Source organism: Cupriavidus sp. SHE, from assembly GCF_000812445.1.
In the GTDB taxonomy this organism is placed as follows: Bacteria; Pseudomonadota; Gammaproteobacteria; order Burkholderiales; family Burkholderiaceae; genus Cupriavidus; species Cupriavidus metallidurans.
This window is the reverse complement of the sequence record NZ_JWMB01000061.1, coordinates 1-26,202: the sequence shown is the minus strand read 5'-3', so window position 1 is coordinate 26,202 and position 26,202 is coordinate 1. Positions and strand designations below refer to the sequence as shown.

The following is a 26,202-nucleotide window of genomic DNA, read 5'->3' as shown; positions in this document are numbered from 1 at the left end:
GCCCCCCATCCGGGCCGCCAGCGTCGGAAGCGATTTCGGACCTACAGGCGTCTGATGCGGCAGAGCGGCCGACAAACGATGCCGTCGGCACGCACTGCCCCATCCGATTCAACCCTGCGGGTGCTGTACCGTTCCGTGCGGAACGGTACAGACGCTCGAAGGACTTACTTGCCGACTGCCAGGTTCGCCTGGACGTTGACGCTTTGTTGCACCAGCGACGACATGCCGCTGTTCTGGTTGGCCATCATGATGCCGGCTGCGGACTGGCCGACGCTGGACATCATGTTCGACATGTTGAAGGTGCCTGCATCGACATAGTTGGTGCCGCCGTTGCCGCCAGCGCCGCCAACCGCACCGTTGCCGGTACCACCCGTGCCGCCCATGCCCACGCCACCAGCACCGCCAGCGCCAGACGAAGCGCCAACCGCGCCATTGCCTGCCGTTGCGCTGCCATTCGACGCCATGCTGCTTGCGCTGCCGTTAGTGGCCGCACCGCCAGCGCCACCGTTGCCGGCAACACTGTTCTGCGCACCACCGGCGCCGCCGGTCGAAGTCGCGGCGCCACCAGTTGCCGCGCCGGCAGTCGAGGTGTTGGCGCCGCCAGCACCACCGGTGCCAGTGCCTGCGCCGCCTGCGGAGCCAGCAGTCGCTGCACCGCCCGCACCGCCAGCACCACCCGTGCCGCTAGCTCCGCCACCAGTACCCGAGGCAGTACCGCCAGTACCAGCGCCACCAGCACCAGCTGTCGCCGTGCTGTTACCAGCATTGCCATGGACCTTGCCGAGCGCGGCGCCTGCGCCGCTGCTGCCGCCAAGTCCACCGCTCGCGCCAAGCGCATCACCGCCACTACCCTTGGCGTTTCCGCCGTCGCCACCGAAGCCACCCAGGGCGCCAGCGCCCGAGTTGCCGCCACTGCCCTTGCCCGAGCCGCCGAAGCCGCCTACGCCAAGGCTCGCCGTGAGCGCGCCGCCACCGTTGCTCTTGGCGTTGCCGCCATCGCCAGCCCAGCCAACGGCCTTGCCGCCTGCCGCGCCATCGCCAGCCGTTGCGCTGCCATTGACGGCATAACCCGCCTTGGCGCTGCCGTTGGTTGCCGAGCCGCCGCTGCCGCCGCCGCCGCCAGCGCCGCTAGCGCCACCCGAACCACCCGAGCCGCCCTTGCCGTCGCCGCCATAGCCCGCGCCACCCTTGCCACCCGCTCCACCGTTGGCGGTGCCATTGTTGGTGGCAACGTTACCGATGTTGTGGATGTAGTTGCCGGTCACATAGCCTTCAAGCTTGCTGATGGCCAGGGCCTTGCTGGAGTTGAACGAGTTGGTGAAGTTGGCGGTAGCCGTACTGCCATTGGCCGCTGCGGCATTGCCATAGCCGCTCATGTCCTGATCGGTGTGATTCTTGGAGTTGGTGTTGGTTGTAGTGTTGGTAGTGTTCTTCGTCTTGTTGGTGGTCGACGAGGAAGAGTTTCCATTAGCCTGGAGAGCCGTCGAATTTTCATTCGCAGATGCACCAGCACCGCTCTGCGTGGATGTTGCCGTCGCATTCTGGGTATTGGTGGTGCCGGTCTTTTCGTTGTTGTTCGTCGGGTTTGCCAGCGCCTGGCCACCTATGCCAAAAGCCAGCGCAATCGCCGACGCAAGTAATGTCTTGTTCATACGTTGCTCCCAGGAGAATTTCACATTGCGGCTCAGCCTCCGGCCACCGCTCATACAGCCAGAACGCCGGCTGGAGGTTCAGGTCCCGCACGGTTGCTGGACCAGCCTTCCCCTGCGCATATTCAGTGCCAGCACGCATGGCGCGTGGCGCATCCCGTTGAATTACAAAGGCTGGCGCGGGTTTCTCCGGGAACTTTTTTCGTTTGTTGTGCGCCGCACATTCACCCGGAACCTGTGCATGGGAGTAGACATGTCACAGCGGTGTGACACCGATTTTGGCCGTCAGGCGAACCGGCCCGGTACGTCCGAAAAAAATGCCAGAAATTCAATGTGTTATGACCGCACGAGCGACACGCTGAAGACGGCAACCCGCGTAACGGCGGTGAAACAGCGATGCCACCGCCCCCCAACCATCCCCCCCAAAGGTGCTGGCAAGCCTGACCAGTCAGTGTCGGCTTCGTCATGCTGCAAGCGCGTGAAACCGGGCCGCACGGACATATGACTACGCCCCGGTGCGCAGGAATCGCCGCTGCCCCCCGTCTTTTCTTGCGGCTGGCGGACGTTCGATGCCGTCTCGCAACACATATGGTCGCGGATTGTGCTTCGCACGCCGCGAGTGCGTTTGATGCTGGCCGCCATGTCTGATTTAAAGTACATTACACGCGTCTAGGACTTGTCAGCGCTTACGCAAGGGAAACCATGAGTGAAGCCGTCGTTCCCCTGTATCACCAGATTTACGTGGTGCTCCGCCAGCAGATCGTGGAAGGCCGCTTCGGCCAGGGCCCGCTGCCAGGCGAAATCGACCTTGCCAAGCAATTTCATGCTTCGCGCGTGACGATGCGGCGCGTGTTCGACCGTCTGGTTCAGGAAGGTCTGGTCCGCCGCCATCGCGGACTCGGGACCTTCGTGAACCCGCATCCGGTCAGGCCGCAGGTCACCGAAGAGCGCGCCACGAGCCTGCTCGGCGCCATCATCGACATGGGCGAGAAGACTGCGGTCAAGGTCATCTCGATCGACGAGGTGCACGCCACCCCTGAAGTCGCTGAAGCGCTGCAGATCCAGGTGGGCGATCCCGTGGTCAAGATCGTGCGCGTGCGTCACTACCGCAACCGCCCTCTGTCCCACATCACGGTCTACCTGCCGATCGACCTGGGCCGCTCGCTGACCCGCAAGGATCTGGAAAACACGCCGATGCTGCGCCTGCTGGAAGCCGCCGGTGTGGAGCTGGGCCGCGCGTCGCAAGTGCTGACGGCCCGCCTGGCCGACGTGGTCGTGGCCCCGCTGCTCGACGTGCCCGTTGGCGGCGCGCTGCTGGCCGTGCGCCGCGTGGTGCTCGACAAGAACGGGCGTCCGGTGCAACTGCTGATGGGCCAGTATCGACCCGACCGCTACGAATACCGCATGGAACTGTCGCCAATGGGCGGCGGGGACAGCGCCAACGTGTGGGTGGAGAACGAAACCCGCACGGGTCTGCGCGACTGACCTGCGGGCGAGGCCGGAACCCACTCCTCGTACCGGCCACGCGACGAATCGGAATCGGGCGATACTGCGCACTCCACATCACAACCGAGGAGCTTTCGTCATGCCAGTCGTTCGCCCGGGCGAGCATCAGCCTGCCTGTAAGTCTGCCCTGCAATCCGCAAGCAGCCGGCGGCGCGCATCCTGCGCCGCGCTGCTCGCGCTGGCCGCGTGGTGCATCGCGCCTTCCGCACAGGCCGCGCAAGCTACGATCGCTGGCGGCAAGCCGATCCGCATCCTGGTAGGCGCGCCCGCGGGCGGCACCACCGACACGCTGGCACGCACGATCGCCCAAGAAATGTCGCAGACGCTGGACCAGCCCGTGGTGGTCGAGAACCGCCCCGGCGCAGGCGGCAATATCGCTGCCGACATGGTGGCCAAGAGCCCGGCCGACGGCACCACGCTGCTGATGAGCTTCACCAGCCATACGATCAACGCGACGCTGTACAAGAAGCTACCGTTCGATCCGATCCAGGACTTCACGCCGATCACGCTCGTGGCCACCGTGCCCAGCGTGCTGGTGGCACGGCCCAACCTGCCCGCCAACAACATCCCCGAACTGATCCGTCTGGCCAAGTCCGAGCCGGGCAAGCTGAACTTCGGCATCGGCGCGGTGGGATCGTCGGTGCATCTGGCCGGTGACATGTTCAAGATGATGACGGGCACGTATATCGTCAACATCCCGTACAAGGGCACCACGCCCGCCATCACGGATCTGCTCGCGGGCCAGGTTGACCTGATGTTCGCCAGCACGATCAACGTGGCGCAGCACGTCAAGGCCGGCAAGCTCAAGGTGCTCGGCGTGACCAGCCCGACGCCGCTGCCGCAGTTTCCGGGCGCGCAGCCGATTGGCGCCACGGTGAAGGGTTTCGAGTCCAGCGCGTGGTTCGGCCTGTTCGGCCCGGCCAATCTGCCGCCGGAGATCACACAGGCGCTGTATCAGGCCGCACGCCACGGGCTCGAGCAGCCCGCAGTGCGCAAGCGCCTGGAAACCGATGGCGCGCAGCCCAGTGCCATGCCACCCGAGGCGTTCGCGAATTTCGTGAAGCAGGACGTCAAGCGCTGGGCCACGGTGGTGAAGTATTCAGGAGCCAAGCCCGAATGACCCTGCCGCACGGCAAGACCGCGGTCGACCCCAGCCAACTGCCCGCCACACTCGCCCAGAAACTGGTCGCTCGTGCGGCAGGTGTGTCGCATGTCACGCCGGGATCAGTGGTGATGTGCAAGGTCGACCTGGCCATGTCGCACGACTCGAGCGGACCGCGCCGTGTGGCGCCGCTGCTGCGCGAACTCGGCGCAAAGGTCTGGGATCCGTCCCGCTTCGTGGTGGTCACCGACCACTACGTGCCTGCGGCCGACCCCGAAGCCGAATCGATCCTGCGCTTCACGCGCGACTGGGTGCGTGAAGCGGGCATTCAGAACTTCATCGACAACGAAGGCATCTGCCACGTGGTGCTGCCCGAGCGCGGCCATATCCTGCCCGGACGCTTCATCGTCGGCGGCGACAGCCACAGCCCCACGGGCGGCGCTTTTGGCGCGTACATGTTCGGCATCGGCGCCACGGAAATGGCCGGCGTGCTGGCCACGGGGGAGATCTGGCTGCGTGTGCCGAACACGATCCGGGTCGAGTGGCAGGGGACGCTGTCGGACGGCGTTTGCGCCAAGGACATCATGCTGTTCCTGTGCGCCACGCTGGGTATGGCGGGTGGCCGCTACGAAGTGATCGAGTACACCGGGAGCACGGTAAAGACGCTGTCGATGCAGGAGCGTATGACGCTCACGAACATGAGCACCGAACTCGGCGCGCAAACGGCGCTGATCGCGCCGGATGCCACGACGATGGCATGGCTTGCCGATGCCGGCGTCGATGCCGCCACGCTCGCCGCGATCGAACCGCGCCAGTGGCGCAGCGATGCCGACGCACCGGTACTGGCCACACATCGCTTCGATGCCGGCACGCTGGTACCGCAGGTAGCCGCGCCGCATTCGCCGGCCAACAGCGGCCCGGTCGACCAGGCCGCCGGCGCGCCGATCGAGATCGCCTATCTGGGCGCCTGCACCGGCGCCAAGCTTGAAGACCTGCGCATGGCCGCGCGCGTGCTGCGCGGGCGCAAGGTGGCACCGGGCGTGTCGTTGAAGGTCGCGCCGGCCTCGCTGCGCGACCAGCAACAAGCGGCCACCGAAGGGACGCTCGGCGTGCTGATGGATGCCGGCGCGGAACTGCTGCCGAACGCGTGCAATGCGTGCGCCGGCTACGGCGCCACACGCTTTCCGGCTGGCAGCCGCGCCATCGCCTCGACCGCGCGCAACTTCCCCGGCCGCATGGGCGATGCAGGTAGCGCCGTATGGCTGGCATCGCCTATGACCGTGGCTGCCAGCGCCGCCACCGGCTGCATCACTGACCCACGCACGCTACTGGCATGACCCCGGCTCCAGATTTCCAACCCCCGCCCTCTGGCCGCATCTGGCGCTTCGGCGAAAACGTCGATACCGACGCGATGGCGCCGGGCCGATTCATGAAGGACGGGCTCGATGTGCTGGCAAGCCACTGCCTGGAAAACCTGCGGCCGGAGTTTCCGGGTGCGGTCAAACCCGGCGACGTCATCGTGGCGGGCAGCAACTTCGGCATGGGGTCTTCGCGTGAGCAGGCAGCCCAGGCATTGAAGCATCTTGGTGTGTCGGCCGTGCTGGCGTCGTCGTTCGCCGGGCTGTTTTATCGCAACGCGATCAACATTGGCCTGCCGGTGCTGGTGTGCGCGGATACGGCCGCATTGGCCGACGGGGCGCGAGCCACGTTCTTCCTCGATGCGGCCGAGATCAGGCTCTGCGATGGCCGGCGCGTATCCTGCGAGCCGGTGCCCGATTTCCTGCGCGCACTGTTGCACGCGGGCGGGCTGGTGCCGCACCTCAAAGCCCGCCTCAATAAAGTCTGAGACCTGGTGTCAGTGGGCAGCCGGCCCGTTGCTGAGGTGTCCTGACTCACCACCTCCTGACACACCACCATTGCGCGACCAGGCACCATGCGTGGCCAAGGGCGGTGCGACGGCAGCGGCCTCGCGCAACAGCGACAGCGCCTCGTCATCCGAGGTCTGCGTGAAATCGAGATAGAACGCGCCGACCGCGCCAAAGTTTTCGGGGATATTCAGGCAGACCACGCGATCCGCCACGGCGCGGAGCGTGTCGAGGCCATCCACGGATCCCACCGGCACCGCCGCCACGACCTCCGCGGCACCCGCCATGCGCACGGCATCGAGCGCCGCACGCATCGTCGCGCCGGTAGCCACGCCATCATCGACAACGATCACGCGCCGGCCCGCCATCGCGGTAACGGGGTGCCCCTGGCGATACCGCTGCTGTCGACGGCAGATCTCGCCAAGCTGACGGCCGCGTTCCGCATCGAACGCGCCAGACTCCAGCGCGCGGCGTGCCCACGGGTCGTCGTTGACGACCGTATGCGGCCCGCTGCCACCGGCATCGCCCTCGACCACGGCACCAAGCGCCAGTTCCGGATAGCCGGGCGCGCCGATCTTGCGCACGAGCAGCACGTCTAGTGTCGCGTCGAGCGCGCGTGCGACTTCGTAGGCAACGGGAACACCACCGCGTGGCAAGGCCAGCACAAGTGCCGGATCGCCATCATGTGACCGGAAATAGCCAAGCGCGGCCAGATGACGACCGAGGTACTGGCCCGCCTCGCGGCGGTTGGCAAAACATGGCGGAAGACTCATGACGGGCTCCCCCAGGCTGGCAGGAAAGATGGGATGGAAACCGCGCCGGGCGCGGCTCCACAGCCACTATAGTCCTGGCCGAACAGCCCGGCGGCGCTTTGTTCACGCTGTCTTTGCGACACGACAAACCCACAACATATGCAGGGCCGTTGTTGTGATGAAAGCGCTTGATGTGCGGTGCATATCCGCGATTGATGGTGGAACTGGAACAGTCTTTTCGGGCGGATGCCGCTGATTCCTCCGCCAGGCTTGGGTAGGATGCATTGCGTGACGGCAATCCCGTCCGGTTCCTTGACACGCGGTGCCCAGGCGGCCCGCCCTGAATGAGTGAGCGTTACCGTGAATCCGCAACAGATCTCCCGCACCAACGACGAGGCCAAGCAACCGGAGGCCGACCTCGACATCCCCTTCGGCTCGCTCGACGCGGCCGCCATGGCCGAGTTGCCGTACACGTTCCGGCAAACCGGCACGTGCACGCGCTATTACCAGGAGTTCTTCGGCTGAGTTTGGGAATATGGAAATGGCGGCGGGCCGGATGCAACCGGCCGCCGCGAAGGCGCATCTGGCGCCTGCAGCCCCTTCCTTCGCCGTCAGTAGGTCTTGTACGGCAGGAACTTGCCGGACATCTCGATGCGAACGCGATCGCCGTTGGGATCGGGTTCGCGCTGCAGGTCCATGCGGAAGTCGATGGCACTCATGATCCCGTCGCCGAATTCCTCGTGAATCAATGCCTTGAAGGTTGTGCCATAGACGCTGATCAGTTCGTAGAAGCGATATATCAGCGGGTCCGTGGGCACCTGCGTGGGTAGCGAACCCTTGTAGGGCACGGCACGCAGCCACGGTTCGGCCTCGGCGGGCAGCCCGAAGATCTCCATTACGGCGCGCGCACCGGCTTCATCGAAGGCCATCTGGCCCAGGCAGGCTGCGGTCGTCCATTCCTTGCTCTTGCCGACACGTTCGGCTACATCGGCCCATCGAATGCCACGCAGCACCTTGGCTTCGATAATCAGGTCGGTCACGTCAGTACGATTCATGGTCTCTCCGTTCGTCATGGATGAATGCGGAGAGGACGTGAACACCGGCGCGCCTGTGCTCGCCCCTGCCCTTGCTCGCCTATGGCTACGGCTATGGCTATGGCACCTGGGTGCGATCGATGACCGCCACGGCATCCGCGCCATCGACGCCGCCGTGGGCACGGGCGAATTGCGGCACGGTAAGCGGGCTCAGACCTTCAAGCGCCTGCAAGACCAGCACGATGAGCATGACCGGCATGACGTCCTCCCTCGGGATTACGGCGAACTCATTGGCGCAAACTTCATGCCACCGGGCCAGCGGCATCCGCGCCCTGCTTTTGACGCATCGTGGGGCAATCCGGACACAGGCCGCCACCACGGACACGCATTGCGCACCATGTCCGGGCACCCGCCGATTCCGGCTCAACCAGCGAAAGCGTACCCGCTTCTGCGTCCAACGTGGGGAACGTCTCCTGCGATGACAGGGGTCCTCCGATACCGCAGCCGAGCCCCTCGCATCGGAAAATCTTTGCAAGATTCATTTCCGATGTAACGCCACATTATTTGGCGCGCCATCGCGCGGGCATGTCGGCGCGTTCGCGTCACATTCCTCCAAACCCTTGCCGGTCAAGGGCTGGCGGGTTATCTGTCAGGTCAGAAAACAAGCGGTCGGGGCGTTGCGGCGTGAGAGACCGTCTTACAAGTGCAACCGCGCAAGAGAAGAGGCCGTCGCTAGAGTGAAGCCGTGTTCAACGCGAACCGGATATGGAGCCCCGAATGAAACGCGCACTCACCCTGGCCTTGCTGCTTGTCACCACCAGTGCCCTGCTTTCCGCGTGCATCGTGGTGCCACCGCGCGGACCGCATTACCACTACGACCACTATGACCGCTATGGCGGCCGCTACTGAGCCCGCTGGGCCCGGATGCAGCCGACACCGGTTTCCGACTCAACGCTAGCCAAGGAGACATCATGAAACGCCAGCTACTGCTCGCCGCCGCCGTGCTTGCCGCCGGCAGCGTCTTCGGACTGATTTCGCCGGGCGCCCAGGCGCACGACAACTACTACCGAAGCCCACCGCCGCCGCCGCGCCACGAGGTTCGCCCCGCGCCACGGCCCGGCCACGTCTGGGTACCAGGCCACTATGACCACGCTCGAGACAACTACGCCTGGCGCGGCGGCTACTGGCAATCGGCACGCCCGGGCTACCGCTACGTGCCCGAGCGCTGGGAGCGTGGCCCGCACGGGTGGTACAAGCGCCCGGGCTACTGGGGCCGATAAGCCGCACGGACGAATGGCTCCGCCAGGTGGGCGCGATCGGTAAAACGGCAGCCTGGCGTTGGTTGGGGCATGGGCATGTGACCCCGACAACGCCAGGTTTACCAGCCGATCAGTCTCGCCGAGGGTGGTGGGAACCCGGGAGACGGACGGCCGACAGGCAATCTTTTATCTCCTACTGAAGTGGGGTACATCCCTCATCCATTTGAACTAGTGCGACTCCCATTCCGCGTCAACCCGATGTCCGGATATATGGCATAAATGCCCTTTTTCATGGGTTTCATCAGTGTGTCAGCCAGCACGATATTCGTTAATGCCACACCCCCCAACCGGGTGAATAATTGATAATTGTCAGACCTCTTTCATTCAAATCGGTTGCATCGGTGAAACATTCTCGGGAATCACTGTATCAAGCGTGAAACCCTTGTGACAGCACGTCCAGCAAGGCTTAGCGGGCAGGCACGCCACCAAATGAATGAATCTGGAGACGGATTATGAGGCGGACTTCATTCCATCCCGACACCGCCTCTAATCCAGCCGCTTGCAATCAGATCAACCAGCCCATAAGATGAATTTAAGTTCGATTTTGGAGCGAGATTTTCTTTCGGGTTTGGGTTCGGGTCATACTTCCGGTCGCGCGGACAAGTCCATCCTGACAAATGGACAAAGACTGACACGGAAGCACGGGGTTGGCGCAGTTTCGCGGCACCGCCATTGGGGCGGCTGTCTGTCCTGACGCAGCAATGATTCCCGCAAGCAAAGCATCCCGCAGCTCGCCCATGAACGGGGAGTGAAGAAGAATGAACGCCTTGCTTATCGAGGAGCATCCATTGCTCCGGCTCGGGCTGTTGCAGATGCTCGAGACCATTCAGGAATTCGGTCACGTACTTGCGTTGTCGCCAGCTGACGTTGCCCGAACTGAAGTACCTCATCGAAATGCCGAACTGCTGGTCTTTGGCATGCCCGGCGACCAAGCCTCCGGATGGGCGCAGCTCGAACAGGCGCGCGAGCGTCTGGCGCCGCAACGCATCCTGGTGCTGGCCGACGCCTTGCCGCTGCACGTGCCCAACGCGGAGGCCGCGCGCGGCATCTGCGGATGCCTGCCGAAGTCCACATCGCTGCCCGTGATCGAGGCCGCCATCCGGCTGACCATCTCTAGCGTGCAGGGCCTGATGCTCGCAAGCGAGGTCTGCGCGACGCCATCGGCATCGCGCTCGGCCATGCATGCCACGCAATCGCTGGCATCGGCTGCGCCATTGCCGTTGCCACCGGCCATGCAGGAGCCGCTTTCGCCCGGCGCTTGCGCCAGCGTCCTGCGCACCACCGTTGCCGTGCGCGACCTCACGAGTCTGCGCCCGGGCCAGCCGATCAGTTCGTCGGCTGCCCCGTTGTCGCCGATGGTCGAGGAGGAGCCAGGCTACGACGAAGCAGAGATGCTGCAGATCACGCCGCGCCAGTACGAAGTGCTGGTGCTGCTGGCACGCGGGTATCCGATCAAGACCGTCAGCCGGATGCTCAATATCTCGGTGGCCACCGTGAAGAGCCACGCCTGCACGCTCTATCAGCGCCTCAAGGTTCGCAACAAGGGAGAAGCCGTGTATGCGGCATTGCAGCGCGGCGCAACGCTCGAGTGGGTCCATGGCGACGAACACTCGGCTCGCGACGGCGGTGTGCGGCGCGTGATCGCTCGCGGTCCCGACGCACAGTACGACAGCAGCTTGCCTGTCTGAGTCTCCGGATCTCCCGGACCCCTGCCATGCGGGCGCCTTCCTCGGAAGGCGCCTTTTTCATTTGGCTCGGCACATTGGGCACGTCACGCCCGGGTGCCGCCACTGTGTGGGGTAGCAGACAGTAGGTTCAGGACACCCCCCCTACAGTCCGCGTATTGCTAACCAAAATGTGACTGTCATGGGCGTAAACGAACTGGATAACCTCTTCGACGCGGCCGACAAGCCCGGCGATGCATCGACGCCACGCGGCGCCAATGGCCGGCGCCGGGCACTGATTACCGGCATCACCGGCCAGGACGGTTCGTACCTGTGCGAATACCTGCTCGACAAGGGATACGAAGTCCACGGCATCAAGCGGCGCAGTTCGCTGTTCAATACCGAGCGTATCGATCATCTGTACGAGGACCCGCAAGCGCCGGACCGCAGGCTGATCCTCCATCACGGCGACATGACCGATACGGCAAGCCTCGTGCGCGTCGTGCAGCAGGCCCGCCCAGACGAGGTTTACAACCTCGCGGCGCAGAGCCATGTGCAGGTGTCCTTCGAGGAGCCCGAGTACACCGCCAACACCGACGCCGTCGGCACGCTGCGCCTGCTCGAGGCGATGCGGATTCTCGGCATGGAGCAAAGCACGCGCTTCTACCAGGCATCCACGTCCGAACTGTATGGGCTGGTGCAGGAGATTCCGCAGAAGGAAACCACGCCGTTCTATCCGCGCAGCCCGTATGCCGTGGCCAAGCTCTACGCCTACTGGATCACCGTGAACTACCGCGAAGCCTATGGCATGTACGCGTGCAACGGCATCCTGTTCAATCACGAAAGCCCCGTGCGTGGCGAGACGTTCGTCACCCGCAAGATCACGCGCGCCATCGCGCGCATCGCGCTGGGCCTGCAGGAAGTGCTCTATCTTGGCAATTTGTCCGCGCTGCGCGACTGGGGCCATGCACGCGACTACGTCGAGATGCAGTGGCTGATGCTGCAGCAGGAAACGCCGCGTGATTTCGTCATCGCCACGGGCGAGCAACACAGCGTGCGCGAGTTCGTCACGCTCTCCGCACAGAAGCTCGGGCTGACGGTCACCTTCGAGGGCAGCGGCGTCGACGAGGTCGGCATCATTTCCCACATCGACAGCTCACGCCGCGAGTTGTCCTCACGCTGCAAGGTCGGCGACGTGATCGTGCGCGTGGACCCGCGCTACTTCCGCCCGACCGAAGTCGAGACGCTGCTGGGCGACCCAACGCAGGCACGCGAGCAACTGGGCTGGTCCCCACGCATCACGTTCGACGAACTGGTGCACGAAATGATCGAAGCGGACTTCGTGGCCGCGCGGCGTGACGCGCTGGTCAAGATGGCCGGCTTCAGGACCTATGACTACCATGAGTGACGCCCGCCCGAGAGTGTTCGTGGCCGGCCATCGCGGCATGGTCGGTTCCGCGATCGTGCGCGCGCTGGCCGCGCGTGGCGACGTGGAACTGGTCCTGCGCACCCACCGTGAACTGGATCTGACCGAACAGCAAGACGTGCGCCATTTCTTCGCCACCGAACGGATCTCCCAGGTCTACCTGGCGGCCGCGCGCGTGGGCGGCATCCATGCCAATAACGTCTATCCCGCCGAGTTCATCCAGCAGAACCTGACGATCGCGGCCAACGTGATTCACGAAGCCTGGCGCGGCGGTGTCGAGCAGTTGCTGTTCCTGGGTTCGAGTTGCATCTATCCGAAATTCGCGCCGCAGCCCATCCAGGAATCGGCGTTGCTGACCGGCGCGCTGGAGCCCACCAACGCGCCATACGCGATCGCCAAGATCGCCGGCATGATGATGTGCGACAGCTACAACCGCCAGTATGGCGTCGACTACCGGAGCGTGATGCCCACGAACCTCTATGGTCCGGGCGACAACTACCATCCCGAGAACAGCCACGTCATCCCGGCATTGATCCGACGCATCCACGAGGCCAGGCTGGCGGATGCGCCGGAGGTCGCCGTGTGGGGCTCCGGTGCGCCGATGCGCGAATTCCTTCACGCCGACGACCTCGCCCGCGCCTGCCTGCATGTGATGGACCTGCCCCAGGTATCGTACCGGGCGCATACGGAGGGTGCAGGGTTCCTGAACGTCGGGAGCGGAGAGGAAGTCTCGATTCGACAGCTGGCGCTGCTGATCGCGCGCGTGGTCGGCTATCGCGGCCACATCGCTTTCGACCCGACGCGCCCGGACGGGACGCCACGCAAGATGCTCGACTGCGGCCTTATCAACGCAACCGGCTGGCAGCCGCAGGTGTCGCTGGAATCCGGCCTGCGATCGACCTACCAGGAGGCGCTTTCGAGCGGACGGCTCAGCGTCGAGCCGGAAGCGCTGGCCACGCCAACCTAGCGGTTCGAACGAGCCAAGCGACTCCCGGGAGACCAACATGCGTTTGCAGCGCAACTTCGTATGGGACACCCTGCTGGCGGGCACGCTGTTGCTGATCGTCGGCTACTGCCATGCGATATCGCATATGGACTCGCCGATGTTGCTGCTGTCGACCCTGATGCTGACCGCGATGGTCATCATCCACTGGTTGCTGCACGTGCGGGAACGCGTCCCATCGCTGGCGAACTCTAGCGTGCTGCTCTTCGAGACGCTGTTTCTCGTCGTAGCCCCCTCCGTGCAGCGCGCCTATTACGAATGGCATATGGTCAACACGGCCACGCTCGAGGAAAGCCTGGCGGTGAGCACCAACCTGCTCTGCACGCTGTTCGTGATGACCTACGTTGCCACGCGGTACTACATGCAACGGCGCGACCAGCATCGGTCGCGCACGCGTCGGCCACGTCCGCCCACGTTCGTGCGCACGTTGCGCCTGAATGCGCCGCGCACGTTCGTGCTGCTGGGCGTGGCGGCAGTGGCCGCAATGCTGTCCTGGCAGACCATCGACCTGCGCGCGCAGTCTGAAGTGATCGAAGCCACGCCGCAGTACCTTCTGGTGCAGAAATACCTCTGCTTCATGCCCGTGCCGATGCTACTGATGCTGGTCAACGTGAAGGGGCGCAAGCTGCTGCGCCAGCCGTTCTGGCTGCTGGTCACGCTGTTCGTGCTGGCCTGTGTGCTGATCACCCAGAATCCGCTGATCGAGAAGCGCAACGCCATCGGGCCGATCTACCTGAGCCTGTTGCTGATGCTGATGCCGTGGTTCTCCCGCACGCCTCGCCGCCTGGTATCGACGCTCGTGCTTCTGACCGGCGTCTTCTTTCCGTTGCTGTCGATCTTCACGCACACCGACCTGTCGGCATGGCAGCCGTCGGAGATCCTCGATCCGTGGCTGTATTTCTCGCACTTCCTTGATCTGCACTACGACGCATGGGCCAACATCGCCACGGTCATCGAGATGGTGAACCGCGACGGCCTGAGCTATGGCCACCAGCTGGCGGGCAGTCTGCTTTTCTTCGTGCCACACACGCTTTGGGAAACCAAGCCGCTCGCCACGGGCATCGAGATCGGCCAGTTCCTGATGGCGTACTACAAGCTCGATTTCGACAACCTGTCGGCGCCGCTGATCGCGGAGGCCTACATCGACTTCTTCGCATTTGGCGTGATCGCCTACGCAATTGCCCTGGCGTTTATCGTGCGGCTGCTGGACAAGCTCTGCCGTAGCGGCGGCATCATGGCGCTGCCCGCCGGTATCTATTTCTCGATCTTCCTGATCTTCGCGCTGCGCGGCGCGCTGATGATCGCCGTGGCCTACGGCAGCGGCGCCTTGATGGCCTTTCTCACCATCGGCTGGTTCGTTTCCGGCAAGCGCAGGCTCCATACCCGGCGCTCCCGCAATGTTCGCCCGCTAGGCCCCGCGCCAATCCGTCCGGCCATCTAGTCGATTCGCTTCGTCCACGTCCACGTTTGCGCTTGCGCTTGCACTTCCGCTTGCGTTCGCTGGACCCGCCAGTATCTACGTCGGCGAGATCAAAGCGAACGGAGGCGTGTCCCTCCCCTCGCATGGCCCATGCCACGTTCCGGCACCGCCGGAGCGTCAGCCAACGTCTCAGTGCTGCGCATCCAGCGAGCCCCGGCTCAGTCGCACGATGGCCTGCGTCGGCATCATCCAGAGAGCGGTCATGGCATTGGCCGCGATCAGCGCCTCCACCACATGCGGGAAGCTGACCGCATCGGCGAAGTAAAGGATGGTGCAGAGCACGCCAGCAGCCAGAAACTCGGCCATGCCGATGTTGCCCAGGCTGACGAACGCCTTCGCGCCCATCAGCACCGGCGTGCTCGCCGCCGACGTTACCAGCAAGGCGAAGTAGACGGCGCACAGCGTAGCGAGCTTGTTGGAGATCGGGTATTCACCGGCCGTCCACAGCGACACCGCCGCGCCACCAACGCATGCCGCGCCGACAATGGCTAGCAGCCCGTAGGCCACGTAGCACGTGGCCAGCTTGCGATAAATCCTGATCACCCACTGCCAGTCGCCCGCCAGCATGTTGCGATGAATGATCGGCCAGAGCGGCTGGTTGATCATGTAGACGAAGCTATGCAGCAGCAGGTTGGCGCGAAAGAGCAAGGCGAGCAGCGCGGCATCGCGCGGCATGTCGGTTTCGTAGCACAGCAGCACCGCGCCCTGCTGCAGGAAAACCACAGCCAGTTGCGCCTGCAGGAGCGACCAGGAATTGCGTGCCAGCTCGCGCGCGAACGCCTTGCCAGGAAAAGCATGAGGCCATCCGGCGCGTACCACCACGCCGATCATGTTCACCACGCGGATCAGGATGAAACCGGCCTGGCTGGCCACGAACAGCAACGTCACATCGACATGTTCCTGGCCGGGCGGGCGGAAATAGGTCACCAGCAGGATGAACACGACGTTCAGAATGCTGCCCGCCGCGGTAATCAGGTTGTTCACATGCTGACGATGCTGCCCCTGGTTCACCGCCTCGCCCACGGACAGAACGGTCAGCATCGCATAGCAGACCAGCGCCGCGGTGAAGAGACTGTAGTGTCTGGCGGAGAACAGGTTGATGCCACTTTGTTCGAGTACCGGCCGCAGGATCAGCACCAGCACGATCAGCGACGCGAAGATCGCCGACAGCCCCACCCACGACACCGTCAGCACACCTGCCAGTTGCCCGCGCCGCCGATCGTCGGCAGCGATGGAAGTGACGGTCGGCCAGATACCGATCGCCACCAGCGACAGCCATGCCGTCACGCCGAAGTAGACCATCATCGCGCTGAAATCGTCGGTGTCCAGCACCCGGGCGAAGAGCGGAATGCTGACGGCCTGCAAGCCGATGCTGCAAACCTTCGACACCATCGAGCTTGCCACGGCCAGGCGCAACGCCCGCTTGGCCTCGCTGGCCCGCTCCGCGGCCGCGCCGTACTGCCCGCCTTGCGCGGCCGCCGCCATCCCGGTTTCGGTTTCACCCTCCAGCAACTCCCCCTTGATGGTCGTCACACATACCTCCAGATGGCCAGGCTTCAGATTGATGTTCGCCGATGCCGTTCATGGCATCGGCTTGGCAAATAGGGACGCGCGGACACGCACGATGCAGGACCGCCCGGCATTGGAGCGTAGTCCCCTGACCCATCCGCTTCTGTTCGCTCGCGCACAACCGTGCCAGGCGCTGGCGCGTGCGTGCGGAGGCGAACGTTCCCTTCCGGCGACTCTCCCTACACTTCGCACGTGAATGACCCGCCTTGTCGCACTGACCGACGGTAGGTCCCGAATGGATACCTCCGCCCTGACCAGCCCGGGGCGGCAGTACTGAAGTAGACCGATGAAAATCCTGCTTTATTGCCTCAACTACGCGCCGGAACTGACTGGTATCGGCAAGTACACCGGAGAACAGGCCGAATGGCTTGCCGCGCGCGGGCATCAGGTGCGCGTGATCACGGCGCCGCCCTACTACCCTGCCTGGAAGATCGACCGGGCATACCGGGGCCTGCGCTACCGGCGCGAGATGCGCCACGCCGTCGACGTCATGCGCGCGCCACTGTGGGTGCCAGAGCATCCGTCCGGCGTGAAGCGACTGCTGCATCTCGCGTCGTTCGCCGTCACCAGCCTTGGATGGCTGGCACGCCAGGTGGCATGGCGCCCCGACGTGGTGTTCACGGTCGAGCCGCCATTGTTCTGCAGCCCCGCGACGCTGTTATTCGCCCGGCTCACCGGCGCGAAGGCATGGCTGCATATCCAGGACTACGAGGTCGATGCCGCCTTCAAGCTGGGGCTGCTCAAGGGCGGCCTGCCGCAACGCATGGCGAGTACGTTCGAGCGCTTCATCATGCGGCGCTATGACCATGTGTCATCGATCTCGCACACGATGGTGGCACTGGCACGCCAGAAAGGCGTGGACGCCACGCGCGTGTCCATGCTGCCGAACTGGGTAGACCTGGCGGCACTGGCACGCCGTGGCGAGGCGGATTTCCGCGCACGCCTTGGGATACCGGCGAACGCCGTCGTGGCGCTATATTCCGGCACCATCGGCACCAAGCAGGGCATCGAGATCCTGGCCGACGCGGCGCGGCACCTGTGCTCGCGCGATGACCTTCATTTCATCATCTGCGGCGCAGGCGCCGGCGTGCCGGCATTGCGCGCGCAATGCGAAGGCCTGGCACGCGTGCATTTCCTCCCGCTGCAATCGGCCGAAGACTTCCCGGCGTTGCTCGATTGTGCCGACATCCACCTGATGCCCCAGCGGGCCGACGCCGCCGACCTCGTGCTGCCGTCCAAGCTCACGAACATGCTCGCCAGCGGCAAACCCGTGGTGGCCACTGCTGCACCGGACACCGAGTTGGGCAAGCTGGTCATTCAGTTCGGCTCGCTGGTCGAACCCGGCAACAGCGTGGCAATGGCCGATGCCATCGCGGCGCTGGCCGACGATCCGCCGCGCCGTCAGGCTCTTGGTTCGGCCGGAAAGGCCTGGGCAGCCGCGCATCTCGACCGGGATGCCGTGCTGGCGGAATTCGAGCGAACGTTGCTGCGATTGCGTGCCCCACGTGGCGTGGCCGATCAGGCCGCCGCCGACATCGCCGGGAAATAAGGCCGGGCACACGTCATGTGACCGCTTTGTGGTCTGGCGTACGGTACGCACGCCAGCGCGCGGCCATGATGAAACTATCGTCACCGGCCTGACCGGGAACAAGGCTCGGGCTGGTTCCAGCCCGGCATTAGGAGCCTGCTGTATGTTTCAGGACCTGTCGACTTTCCGCATGCCACCCGGCTTCCGTGGCCGCTCCGCCGTTGTCGTGCAACTGTGGTGGTGCGTCCAGAGCCTGTTCTTTCATCACTCTCCGCATTTCGCCAACGGGTTCCGCTGCTGGCTGTTGCGCCGCTTTGGCGCGCGCGTGGGCCATCACGTCGTCATCCGGCCCAGCGTCCGCATCACCTATCCGTGGAAAGTCAGCATCGGCGACTACGCGTGGATCGGTGACGGCGCCGAGCTATACAGCCTGGCCGAAATCGAGATCGGCAATCACGCGGTGGTATCCCAGTTCAGCTACCTGTGCGGCGGCGACCATGACTACCGCAGCAGCGACTTCGCCATCCAGGGACGCCCTATCCGCATCGCGGACGAGGCGTGGGTGGCCAGCCACACCTTTATCGCGCCGGGCGTCAGCATCGGCAAAGGCGCCGTGATCGGCGCCCGCAGCGCGGTATTCACCGACATGCCTGCCGGCATGCTCTGTGTGGGCAGTCCTTGCCGGCCGTTGCGGCCACGCCTGGACACTGCCCCGCGGAACCAGACGCGTCCGCATTCGCAGGCGGCCGCGCCATCAGAACGAGATTCCGCTCAAGTCAACTAGATAACGGGAATGCGGAAACCAAACAGGGAACTCATGGCTGCCAATGATCGACATCTATCACAACATCCTATGGCCTAGGTACAAGGGAGCCGTATTCAGCGAAGCTTTCTCTCACGCACACAAAGCCGGGCATAAGGTGCGCTTCTTCCATATCTCGTCCACGGGATACGGGCGCACGGCCTACAGCAGCGTCGACACCAGTTATCACCGGTACCCGTACGAGATTCTTTTCGATGAACCGTACGAGGCGATACCGACGTGGAAGATGTCGCTGCGGCTCATGCGCGAGGTCTGGCGTTCGAAGAACCGTCTGATCCTGATGCCTGGCTACCATCGCGTGGAGTTCTGGGCAATGCTGGTAGCGTGCATGTTGAGTGGCAAGCGTCGTGCCGTGTTCTGCGATTCCACCATCCAGGACCAAGTCGACCATCCGATGAAGCGGCGGCTGAAGCGGTTCTTCTTCAGCCGGTGCGATGGCGTGTTCGTCTACGGCCGACGCTCCGCCGAGTACGCGATCGCAATGGGTGCCGACCCCACGAAAGTCATCTGCCATTGCCAGGCCGCCGCGCTGCCGCACTCGTACAACGCGGCCGAAGCCACCCGAATGCGGATCGCCAACGCACCGACAGCGGAGGCGCCACGTTTCCTGTTCGCGGGCCTGGTATGCCGCGCCAAGGGCATCGAGGACCTACTCCGGGCGTTCGTGGAAGTGCGCAGGCAACTGCCGGCCGCCACGCTGGTACTGGCAGGACCTGTCGTCGAGGCCGACCAGTTGCCGGAACTGGCGCGGTCACTGGGCCTTGGCGATGCCGTGCAGTTCCTGGGCGCCATGGATATCGATCAACTGGCGCAGCAGTACTCGCGCTCGACGTGCCTGGTACTGCCGAGCCACACGGAAGCCTGGGGCCTGGTCGTGAACGAAGCGCTCAACTATGGCTGCCCGGCAGTGGTCAGCGATTGCTGCGGTTGCATCCCCGAACTGATCAAGGAAGGCCGCACGGGCCATACGTTCGTCACGCGCGACGTCGACGATCTGGCGCGCGTGCTGTTGAAGGCGACCAGCAGCTTCGCCGACGTCCAGGCCACCATGCGGAACTGCGTTGAGGTGGTGCGAAAGTACACACCTGCCCGCGCCGGCCGATCCATCATCAAAGGCTGCCAGAAGATACTGAAGAGGGCCCGAACATGACGATACCCAATACCCTCGGTCCCATCGCCCGGCAGCCAGTCGACGATGACATCCCGCCATCGCCGGCGCAGTCTCTCGCGCAAGCTGGCGCACCGGCAGCAGTTGCGCGGCCGGTGCTGTTCCTCGGGCCGCTTCCGCCGCCGCATCACGGCTTCTCGGCGTCGAACCAGCGCATGGTGGACCAGATTCGTCAGCACGCGCCCGTCGTGGTGCTGGACGTCGCGCCACGGGCGTCCGGCCGGTTCGGCGGCTTACACGCGCTGGGCAATCGCGCACGGCAACTCTGGCGCATGGTCCGGCTCGTGACGGACCGCAAGCCCGGCAACCGGCCGCATACGCTGTACATGGGGCTCTCTGGCGGTCTTGGCCAACTGCTCGACGCCCCTTTCGTGGCACTGGCGCACTGGTCCGGCATGGACATCTACTTCCATCATCACAGCTTCGCGTACATCAACCGGCCCACGTGGTACACGCGTCTGATCCTGCGTTGCGCGCCGCGCGGCAGGCATCTGACGCTGTGCGACCGGATGCGCGCGGAGCTGGCCCGCCTCTACCGGCTGACCCCGGACCGTGTCCAGGTACTGTCCAACCTGAGCCTCATCGACCTGCCTGCATCGACATCGACATCGGCAGAGGCGCCGGCCCGCCGGCATTCGGAAGTGATCAACGTCGGTTTCCTGTCGAACATCACCGCCGCCAAGGGAATCTTCACATTTCTGGAGGTAGTGCGTCTGGCGCAGGAGATCGGCATCCCGGTTTGCGCCCGGATCGCGGGGCCAGTGGCACGCGATATCCGCGCGAGGTTCGATACGGAACTGGCCCGCACGCCCTGCACGCGCTACCTCGGTCCGATTCATGGCACGGAGAAGGAGGCGTTCTTCCAGGATATCGACGTGCTGATGTTCCCGACGACCTATCACAACGAAGCGGCCCCGCTGATCGTGCTTGAAGCGCACAGCCATGGTGTGCCCGTCGTTGCGCATGACCGTGGCTGTATCGGGTCCATGATCGACGAGCGCAATGGCGTGCTGGTGCCGGCCGACGCGGACTTTGCCGAAGCCGCCATCGCTTACCTGCGGAACATGATGCTCGCTGACACGCAGGCCCACACGCAGGCCGAAGGGCAGCGTGCCGCGCTGCTCGCCGACTTCCAGGCTCAACGCGGACGCGCCGAGGCCGTTCTGGCGCGCGCGGTGGCGGATATCAGCCACTGCCCCGACTGACCGGGGCAGCGGCAAGGGCGGGTCAGATATCGGTCAAATGTCGTGATAGCGCATCAACACGACCCCGGCCTGCCTGAACGCCGTGGCAAGGGGCGTCGGATGCATCAGCGGCTCACCTTCTTCCCGGCGCCATGGCTCGGCGAATCCCGGGTGCACCGACATCTCGGTCACGCCTTCTGGCAGCATGGCCGGCAACCGCAGCGCCCATCCCTGCTGACGCGTATCCGCGCCCACGTAGAAGTCCGGGCTGCGCAGGCCGTTGAAGTGGCGCAGCAGCATCACGTTCATCGCGCCGCGCATGTGGTTCTTCAGGAAGTAGCAGTTCTGCGGCGGCCGGACACGCTCGATGCCGGCGCGCAGCATTTCGTCGCGCAGCACCCGCATGACGGCGGGGTACTTGTGCAGATGGCCATGCCCATCGACGTGCGACACGTTCACGCCGTGATCGCGCAGTTCGTCGAGCTGGAGCCGGAACTCGCGCCGGATATCGGCGGCGTCGATCAGGCCCGCCATCGCGCGGGCGCGCTGGATCTTCGGCGGGAACAGCGAGCCGTCCTTGCGGCACAGCGTGGAAGACGCGCCATGCGGGCGCCGCCCTTCCACGATATTGAAGTGCAGCCCGAACGAGAACCGGCTGTGATTGTCTCGCGCGTACTGGCAGGCGCGTGCTGTCGCCGGGCTGCCCGCCAGGATCGTAGCGCTGGTCAGCAGCCCAGCGTCGAAGCAGGCAACAGTGGCCTGAAACGTATCGTCGTCATAGCCGAAATCGTCGGCGTTGATGATCACGCCCTTCATGCTTCCCCCTCCTTGTTTTTGGTGCGGCAAGAATGCGCCGACGGGCCGGATGCGCGGCCAGTGGTGCGAACGATACGCGGCACGTCAAGGGGCCTTCCGTGCGCCGCGCAACACATCGGCGCGACAAAGGCCATTAGGCCAGTCCTTCGGACGTCAATGTGGTGAAACGCACCGATAGCGCACATTGCAGGCTCCTACGATGCACGTAAATGCGCGGGACTGCGATGTCCGCGCTCGTTTCAACGACTGCGGAGAGGATGCCGTGAAGAGATGCCCTGACCACGCCGCCTGCAGGCAGGATGCCGGATCGTTTCATACGCTGGGAGCCACGCTTGCCATGGCCTGCGCGGCGCTGCTGCTGAGCGCGTGCGCGGTGTCTCCGGGGATGCAGTTCAGCTCCAGTGCGCCGGTCAATGCGGTGAGCCCGAACGCGATGCCCGATGTCACACCCATCACGCTCGACCTCGTGCACGAACAGCAGGCGCACTCCAAGCCGACCAATGCCGGCGTGGAGGAACTGTACGGCACGCCAACGCCTTACCGTATCGGCCCGGGCGACATCATCTCGGTCGTGGTCTGGGACCACCCCGAACTGGTGTTCCCAACGCAGACGTACAGCATCGGCGCGGCCTTCGAGATTCCGACGTCGAGCGGTGGCTCCAATATGCCTGGCTACGTGGTGAGCCCCGCGGGTGATATCCAGTTTCCTTACGCCGGGGTGATGCGGGTGGCAGGCAAGACCGCCAACGAAGTGCGCGACGAGATGGCGCGCATCCTGTCGCGCGTGGTGCGTGACCCGCAGATGACCGTGCGCGTGCTCGGATTCCGCAGCCAGCGCGTCTACGTGGATGGGGAGGTCAAGACCCCGGGGATGCTGGCGATCGACGATGCGCCAATGACATTGGTCGAGGCGCTGAACCGCGCCGGCGGCGTGCTTAACCTGACCGGCGACAACAGCCGCGTCCGTGTCACACGTGGTGAACGCAGCTGGTACGTCAACATTCCGGCACTGCTGACCAAGGGTACGGACCCCGCACGGATTCTGCTGCAATCGGGCGACATCGTTCGCGTGGAGCAACGCGAGGACAGCAAGATTTTCGTGACAGGCGAGGTGGTCAAGCCGTCGTCGCTACTGATGCGCAACGGCCGCATGACGCTGAACGAAGCACTGGGCGATGCCGGTGGTGTGAATCCGTCGTCGGCCAACGCCGAACAGATCTTTGTGATTCGCCGGGCCACCGACGGCAAGCCGAAGGTGTACCACCTCGACGGCACGTCGCCGGTGGCGCTGGCCATCGCCGAGAGCTTCGAGCTCGAACCCAAGGACGTGGTCTACGTGGATGCGCGTGACCTCGTGCGCTGGAGCCGTGTGATGACGCTGCTGATCCAGCCGGTCGTCGGCACGGCCACCATTGTCAAGCCATAAGACATGGAAGTCATGAGAGAGGAAAAGGAAGCAGCATTCATCCGGTCGATCCTCGTGGTGTGTATCGGGAACCGTTGCCGCAGCCCGATGGCGGCGGCACTGCTTGGCCGCGCGCTGCCGCAGTGCCGCGTGCTGTCAGCGGGCCTGGCACCACCGGTAGGCGCCGCGGCCGATCCGCGCGCGGTGCGCCTGCTGGCGGTGGAGGGCAGCGATCTGACCGACCACCGCGCGCGCGCCGTGAGCGCGGCGCTCGTCGCCGGCGCGGACCTCGTGCTGGTCATGGATGAAGAGCAACGCGACGCGCTGGAGGACATGTACCCCCAGGCGCGCGGCAAGACCTATCGCCTGTGCGAACAGGAACAGACCGACGTGCCAGATCCGTTCAGCGGATCGATGAGCATGTTCGTCATCGCGCTTGGGCTGATCAAGATGGGGGTTGAATCCTGGTCGGCAAGAATTCATGCGGCAGAACCGGCACACCGCCACGGAGGGGCATGATGAGTAACGTAAGGCATTTCCGAGAGCCCTCGCCAGAGCCATGGGAGGAAAGCGACAACGCCGTCGACATGACGTCCTATGTCGATGTGCTGATTCGCTATCGCTGGACCTTCCTCGTCGTCGCGGGGACGATCCTCGGCGTCGGCCTGTTGTACGCGCTGATGGCCCGCCCGATCTACCGCGCCGACATCATGGTCCAGGTGGAGGAATCCAACCCGACCAATAACGCGAGCAAGCTGATCGCCAGCATTTCGCCGGGGCTCGACGTGAAACCGGCAGCCACGGCCGAGATGGAACTGCTGCGCTCACGTGCGGTAGTGGGCAAGGCAGTGGAAACGCTGCGTCTCGACATCGACGCCAAGCCACGCTATTTCCCGCTTATCGGCGCATCGATCGCCAGCTACAACAAGGAGCTGTCGAAGCCGGGGCTATTCGGCTTTGGCGGGTTCGCCTGGGGCAGCGAGTCGATCGTGGTCGACCGGCTCGACGTGCCGGAGCAGATGGAAGACCGCCGCATGGTGGTGACAGCGTTGGGCGACGGCAAGTACCGGCTCGAGTTCGCCAGCAGCGAGAAATCCGCCGAAGGCACGGTCGGCCAGCCGCTGACGGTAGCCACGGACAGCGGCACCGTCTCGATCGACATCAGCCAGCTGGACGCGCGCGCCGGCACCCAGTTCCGCGTGCGCCGCGTGCCACGCGCCACCGCCATCGCCAACCTGCAGGACCAGTTGATGATCGGCGAGCGCGGCAAGCAGAGCGGCGTGATCGGCGTGGCGCTGGAGGACACATCGGCCGTCACGGCCGCCGCCATCCTGAACGAGATCGCCACCGAGTACGTGGACCAGAACCTGCGCCGCAAGGCCGCGGAAGCCGAGAAGTCGGTGAACTTCCTCGAAAGCCAGTTGCCGCAGCTCAAGCAGCAGATGGAAACCTCCGAGGCACGCTACAACGCGATGCGCAACCAGCGCGGCACGATCGACCTCAGCGAGGAATCGAAGCTGATCCTGGCGCAGTCGGTGCAGATCCAGGGCAAGCTGCAGGAACTGCGTCAGAAGCGCCAGGAACTGATCGTGCGCTTCACCGCGAATCACCCCACGATCGAAATCCTGGATAGCCAGATCGCAGGCCTGACCGCGCAGCTCAACGGCGTCTCCGGCAAGATCCAGAAGCTGCCGGACGTGGAACAGGATGTGGTGCGCCTGATGCGCGATGTGAAGGTCAACACGGAGCTTTACCAGTCCTTGCTCAATGACGTGCAGCAACTGCGGCTGCTGAAGGCCAGCAAGGTCGGCACGGCACGCCTGATCGACGCCGCCGACGTGCCGATCAAGCCGGTGCGTCCAAACCGGATGCTGGTCACGGGCGTATCGGTGGCGATGGCTGTCGTCATGGGACTGCTCGCGGTTGGGGTGCGCCGCGTCTTCGATGGCGGCATCACCGACGCCGAAGAGATCGAGACGCAATGCGGCATGACCGTCTACGCCACGATTCCCATGAGTCCGAACCAGGCCCGCCTGGCACGCAACAAGGAGAGCGGCGGCGATGTGCTGGCACTCGACCAGCCGGACGATCCGGCCATCGAAAGCCTGCGTGCGTTCCGCACGGCATTGCAGTTCGCGCTGCTCTCCGCGCAGCGCAACAACGTCGTGGTCTTCACGGGCCCGTCGCCCGAGGCCGGCAAGTCGTTTGTCAGCGTCAACTTCGCTGTGGTCGCGGCCGCCGCCGGGCGCAAGGTGATTCTGGTCGACAGCGACCTGCGCCGTGGTCTGCTCAACGAGCGCTTCAATGTGTCGCGCAAACCCGGCCTGACCGAGGCACTGACTGGCACGCGGCTCGACCAGGTCATCCAGCACGACGTGGCGCCCGGTGTGGACTTCATCGCGACCGGCGCGGAGCCGCCGCTTGCGGCGGACCTGCTGCAGAGCCCCGGCATGGACACGCTGCTCGCGGAGCTGCGTTCACGCTATGACCTCGTGCTGATCGACACGCCTCCGGTTCTGGCGGCATCCGATGCCGGCATCCTGGCCCCGAAGGCCGGCGCGGTGTTCATGGTGGCTCGCGCTGACAAGACCACGACCGCCGAACTTACCGCCGCACGCCGCCTGGTGGAGCAGACAGGTGGCGAGATCAAGGGCGTGCTGTTCAATGGGCTCAAGATCGAAGGACGCTGGTACCGCTCGCATTACCACTTCGGCAAGTACCGCTACCTGAACCGCTACGGCCACGATCACGCCAAGCAGGCGTGAACCACGCCAGGAATGACAAGGCCGCTTCTTCGGAAGCGGCCTTTTCTGGGTATTCGGAAAAGGCTGTTGATTCGGTGTTGTAGGTCAGCATCTACATTTCAATTTTGATTTCGTAGATTGCTGTTGACAGCCTGCATTCTTGGC

Annotated in this window: 24 protein-coding genes; 18 read left to right on the top strand and 6 right to left on the bottom strand. The window is 64.5% G+C overall.

Going from position 1 to position 26,202, the window contains the following annotated elements:
• Positions 1-164: 164 nt before the first annotated feature.
• Complete coding sequence (locus RN01_RS27675) at positions 165-1,652, bottom strand: hypothetical protein (RefSeq protein ID WP_017511549.1); 1,488 nt, start codon at positions 1,650-1,652, stop codon at positions 165-167.
• Between the two features lie 699 nt (positions 1,653-2,351).
• Here RN01_RS27675 and RN01_RS27670 point away from each other — a divergent pair.
• From RN01_RS27670 to RN01_RS27655, 4 genes are all read left to right on the top strand, one after another.
• Positions 2,352-3,134, top strand: a complete 783-nt coding sequence (locus RN01_RS27670; protein ID WP_011518079.1) for a GntR family transcriptional regulator — start codon at positions 2,352-2,354, stop codon at positions 3,132-3,134.
• A gap of 100 nt (positions 3,135-3,234) precedes the next feature.
• A complete protein-coding gene (locus tag RN01_RS27665) occupies positions 3,235-4,275 on the top strand; it encodes a tripartite tricarboxylate transporter substrate binding protein (RefSeq protein ID WP_024570602.1) in 1,041 nt (346 codons plus the stop codon).
• Positions 4,272-5,594, top strand: coding sequence for a 3-isopropylmalate dehydratase large subunit (locus RN01_RS27660; RefSeq protein WP_011518077.1), 1,323 nt, complete (start codon positions 4,272-4,274; stop codon positions 5,592-5,594). The genes RN01_RS27665 and RN01_RS27660 overlap by 4 nt, the downstream gene beginning before the upstream one ends.
• Positions 5,591-6,103, top strand: coding sequence for a 3-isopropylmalate dehydratase (locus tag RN01_RS27655; protein ID WP_024570603.1), 513 nt, complete (start codon positions 5,591-5,593; stop codon positions 6,101-6,103). The genes RN01_RS27660 and RN01_RS27655 overlap by 4 nt, the downstream gene beginning before the upstream one ends.
• A gap of 9 nt (positions 6,104-6,112) precedes the next feature.
• On the opposite strand, the gene RN01_RS27650 is transcribed toward RN01_RS27655, so the two are convergent.
• Complete coding sequence (locus tag RN01_RS27650; RefSeq protein ID WP_017510935.1) at positions 6,113-6,895, bottom strand: phosphoribosyltransferase; 783 nt, start codon at positions 6,893-6,895, stop codon at positions 6,113-6,115.
• Positions 6,896-7,234: 339 nt separating this feature from the next.
• Between RN01_RS27650 and RN01_RS34390 the strand changes: the two genes are divergently transcribed.
• Positions 7,235-7,399, top strand: a complete 165-nt coding sequence (locus RN01_RS34390) for a hypothetical protein (RefSeq protein ID WP_011518074.1) — start codon at positions 7,235-7,237, stop codon at positions 7,397-7,399.
• An 86-nt stretch (positions 7,400-7,485) separates the two neighbouring features.
• On the opposite strand, the gene cynS is transcribed toward RN01_RS34390, so the two are convergent.
• Together cynS and RN01_RS34120 are read right to left on the bottom strand one after the other, a co-directional pair.
• The gene (cynS, locus tag RN01_RS27645) at positions 7,486-7,929 is read right to left on the bottom strand and encodes a cyanase (protein ID WP_017510936.1); all 444 of its coding nucleotides are present in this window, start codon (positions 7,927-7,929) and stop codon (positions 7,486-7,488) included.
• A 97-nt stretch (positions 7,930-8,026) separates the two neighbouring features.
• Positions 8,027-8,167, bottom strand: a complete 141-nt coding sequence (locus tag RN01_RS34120; protein WP_017510937.1) for a hypothetical protein — start codon at positions 8,165-8,167, stop codon at positions 8,027-8,029.
• Positions 8,168-8,685: 518 nt separating this feature from the next.
• Here RN01_RS34120 and RN01_RS34955 point away from each other — a divergent pair.
• From RN01_RS34955 to RN01_RS27610, 6 genes are all read left to right on the top strand, one after another.
• A complete protein-coding gene (locus RN01_RS34955; RefSeq protein WP_008647799.1) occupies positions 8,686-8,817 on the top strand; it encodes a hypothetical protein in 132 nt (43 codons plus the stop codon).
• A 62-nt stretch (positions 8,818-8,879) separates the two neighbouring features.
• Complete coding sequence (locus RN01_RS27630) at positions 8,880-9,188, top strand: YXWGXW repeat-containing protein (RefSeq protein ID WP_008647801.1); 309 nt, start codon at positions 8,880-8,882, stop codon at positions 9,186-9,188.
• Between the two features lie 797 nt (positions 9,189-9,985).
• Entirely contained in the window at positions 9,986-10,915 is a 930-nt protein-coding gene (locus RN01_RS27625; protein WP_017510938.1) for a LuxR C-terminal-related transcriptional regulator, read from the top strand.
• 178 nt (positions 10,916-11,093) lie between these two features.
• Positions 11,094-12,299 carry a GDP-mannose 4,6-dehydratase gene (gene gmd / locus RN01_RS27620; RefSeq protein ID WP_017510939.1) on the top strand — a complete coding sequence of 402 codons (1,206 nt, stop codon included), beginning with the start codon at positions 11,094-11,096 and terminating at the stop codon, positions 12,297-12,299.
• Positions 12,283-13,284: a GDP-L-fucose synthase gene (locus RN01_RS27615; RefSeq protein ID WP_024570605.1), complete on the top strand. Its 1,002-nt coding sequence runs from the start codon at positions 12,283-12,285 to the stop codon at positions 13,282-13,284. The genes gmd and RN01_RS27615 overlap by 17 nt, the downstream gene beginning before the upstream one ends.
• A 37-nt stretch (positions 13,285-13,321) precedes the next feature.
• A complete protein-coding gene (locus RN01_RS27610) occupies positions 13,322-14,761 on the top strand; it encodes a hypothetical protein (RefSeq protein ID WP_017510941.1) in 1,440 nt (479 codons plus the stop codon).
• Between the two features lie 168 nt (positions 14,762-14,929).
• On the opposite strand, the gene RN01_RS27605 is transcribed toward RN01_RS27610, so the two are convergent.
• Positions 14,930-16,333: a lipopolysaccharide biosynthesis protein gene (locus RN01_RS27605; RefSeq protein WP_017510942.1), complete on the bottom strand. Its 1,404-nt coding sequence runs from the start codon at positions 16,331-16,333 to the stop codon at positions 14,930-14,932.
• Positions 16,334-16,655: 322 nt separating this feature from the next.
• Here RN01_RS27605 and RN01_RS27600 point away from each other — a divergent pair, with 322 nt between their 5' ends.
• From RN01_RS27600 to RN01_RS27585, 4 genes are all read left to right on the top strand, one after another.
• Positions 16,656-17,918, top strand: coding sequence for a glycosyltransferase WbuB (locus RN01_RS27600; protein ID WP_017510943.1), 1,263 nt, complete (start codon positions 16,656-16,658; stop codon positions 17,916-17,918).
• A gap of 142 nt (positions 17,919-18,060) precedes the next feature.
• Positions 18,061-18,681, top strand: a complete 621-nt coding sequence (locus tag RN01_RS27595) for a putative colanic acid biosynthesis acetyltransferase (RefSeq protein ID WP_017510944.1) — start codon at positions 18,061-18,063, stop codon at positions 18,679-18,681.
• 43 nt (positions 18,682-18,724) lie between these two features.
• Complete coding sequence (locus RN01_RS27590) at positions 18,725-19,870, top strand: glycosyltransferase family 4 protein (protein ID WP_017510945.1); 1,146 nt, start codon at positions 18,725-18,727, stop codon at positions 19,868-19,870.
• Positions 19,867-21,093, top strand: coding sequence for a glycosyltransferase family 4 protein (locus RN01_RS27585; protein ID WP_017510946.1), 1,227 nt, complete (start codon positions 19,867-19,869; stop codon positions 21,091-21,093). The genes RN01_RS27590 and RN01_RS27585 overlap by 4 nt, the downstream gene beginning before the upstream one ends.
• Before the next feature lie 33 nt (positions 21,094-21,126).
• On the opposite strand, the gene RN01_RS27580 is transcribed toward RN01_RS27585, so the two are convergent.
• Positions 21,127-21,888 carry a ChbG/HpnK family deacetylase gene (locus RN01_RS27580; RefSeq protein WP_017510947.1) on the bottom strand — a complete coding sequence of 254 codons (762 nt, stop codon included), beginning with the start codon at positions 21,886-21,888 and terminating at the stop codon, positions 21,127-21,129.
• Between the two features lie 337 nt (positions 21,889-22,225).
• On the opposite strand from RN01_RS27580, the gene RN01_RS27575 reads away from it, so the two are divergent.
• The 3 genes from RN01_RS27575 to RN01_RS27565 are packed head-to-tail and all read left to right on the top strand — an operon-like array spanning position 22,226 to position 26,058.
• On the top strand, positions 22,226-23,314 hold the full coding sequence (locus RN01_RS27575; protein WP_017510948.1) for a polysaccharide biosynthesis/export family protein: 1,089 nt from the start codon (positions 22,226-22,228) through the stop codon (positions 23,312-23,314).
• Positions 23,315-23,317: 3 nt separating this feature from the next.
• The gene (locus RN01_RS27570) at positions 23,318-23,812 is read left to right on the top strand and encodes a low molecular weight protein-tyrosine-phosphatase (RefSeq protein WP_017510949.1); all 495 of its coding nucleotides are present in this window, start codon (positions 23,318-23,320) and stop codon (positions 23,810-23,812) included.
• The gene (locus tag RN01_RS27565) at positions 23,812-26,058 is read left to right on the top strand and encodes a polysaccharide biosynthesis tyrosine autokinase (RefSeq protein ID WP_024570607.1); all 2,247 of its coding nucleotides are present in this window, start codon (positions 23,812-23,814) and stop codon (positions 26,056-26,058) included. The genes RN01_RS27570 and RN01_RS27565 overlap by 1 nt, the downstream gene beginning before the upstream one ends.
• Positions 26,059-26,202 lie beyond the last annotated feature (144 nt).

What these genes read in the sequence shown, in the direction of transcription:
- RN01_RS27675 (WP_017511549.1), bottom strand. Translation starts at nt 1,652, where the DNA reads ATGAACAAGACATTACTTGCGTCGGCGATTGCGCTGGCTTTTGGCATA.
- RN01_RS27670 (WP_011518079.1), top strand. Translation starts at nt 2,352, where the DNA reads ATGAGTGAAGCCGTCGTTCCCCTGTATCACCAGATTTACGTGGTGCTC.
- RN01_RS27665 (WP_024570602.1), top strand. Translation starts at nt 3,235, where the DNA reads ATGCCAGTCGTTCGCCCGGGCGAGCATCAGCCTGCCTGTAAGTCTGCC.
- RN01_RS27660 (WP_011518077.1), top strand. Translation starts at nt 4,272, where the DNA reads ATGACCCTGCCGCACGGCAAGACCGCGGTCGACCCCAGCCAACTGCCC.
- RN01_RS27655 (WP_024570603.1), top strand. Translation starts at nt 5,591, where the DNA reads ATGACCCCGGCTCCAGATTTCCAACCCCCGCCCTCTGGCCGCATCTGG.
- RN01_RS27650 (WP_017510935.1), bottom strand. Translation starts at nt 6,895, where the DNA reads ATGAGTCTTCCGCCATGTTTTGCCAACCGCCGCGAGGCGGGCCAGTAC.
- cynS (WP_017510936.1), bottom strand. Translation starts at nt 7,929, where the DNA reads ATGAATCGTACTGACGTGACCGACCTGATTATCGAAGCCAAGGTGCTG.
- RN01_RS34120 (WP_017510937.1), bottom strand. Translation starts at nt 8,167, where the DNA reads ATGCCGGTCATGCTCATCGTGCTGGTCTTGCAGGCGCTTGAAGGTCTG.
- RN01_RS34955 (WP_008647799.1), top strand. Translation starts at nt 8,686, where the DNA reads ATGAAACGCGCACTCACCCTGGCCTTGCTGCTTGTCACCACCAGTGCC.
- RN01_RS27630 (WP_008647801.1), top strand. Translation starts at nt 8,880, where the DNA reads ATGAAACGCCAGCTACTGCTCGCCGCCGCCGTGCTTGCCGCCGGCAGC.
- RN01_RS27625 (WP_017510938.1), top strand. Translation starts at nt 9,986, where the DNA reads ATGAACGCCTTGCTTATCGAGGAGCATCCATTGCTCCGGCTCGGGCTG.
- gmd (WP_017510939.1), top strand. Translation starts at nt 11,094, where the DNA reads ATGGGCGTAAACGAACTGGATAACCTCTTCGACGCGGCCGACAAGCCC.
- RN01_RS27615 (WP_024570605.1), top strand. Translation starts at nt 12,283, where the DNA reads ATGACTACCATGAGTGACGCCCGCCCGAGAGTGTTCGTGGCCGGCCAT.
- RN01_RS27610 (WP_017510941.1), top strand. Translation starts at nt 13,322, where the DNA reads ATGCGTTTGCAGCGCAACTTCGTATGGGACACCCTGCTGGCGGGCACG.
- RN01_RS27600 (WP_017510943.1), top strand. Translation starts at nt 16,656, where the DNA reads ATGAAAATCCTGCTTTATTGCCTCAACTACGCGCCGGAACTGACTGGT.
- RN01_RS27595 (WP_017510944.1), top strand. Translation starts at nt 18,061, where the DNA reads ATGTTTCAGGACCTGTCGACTTTCCGCATGCCACCCGGCTTCCGTGGC.
- RN01_RS27590 (WP_017510945.1), top strand. Translation starts at nt 18,725, where the DNA reads ATGATCGACATCTATCACAACATCCTATGGCCTAGGTACAAGGGAGCC.
- RN01_RS27585 (WP_017510946.1), top strand. Translation starts at nt 19,867, where the DNA reads ATGACGATACCCAATACCCTCGGTCCCATCGCCCGGCAGCCAGTCGAC.
- RN01_RS27580 (WP_017510947.1), bottom strand. Translation starts at nt 21,888, where the DNA reads ATGAAGGGCGTGATCATCAACGCCGACGATTTCGGCTATGACGACGAT.
- RN01_RS27575 (WP_017510948.1), top strand. Translation starts at nt 22,226, where the DNA reads ATGGCCTGCGCGGCGCTGCTGCTGAGCGCGTGCGCGGTGTCTCCGGGG.
- RN01_RS27570 (WP_017510949.1), top strand. Translation starts at nt 23,318, where the DNA reads ATGGAAGTCATGAGAGAGGAAAAGGAAGCAGCATTCATCCGGTCGATC.
- RN01_RS27565 (WP_024570607.1), top strand. Translation starts at nt 23,812, where the DNA reads ATGAGTAACGTAAGGCATTTCCGAGAGCCCTCGCCAGAGCCATGGGAG.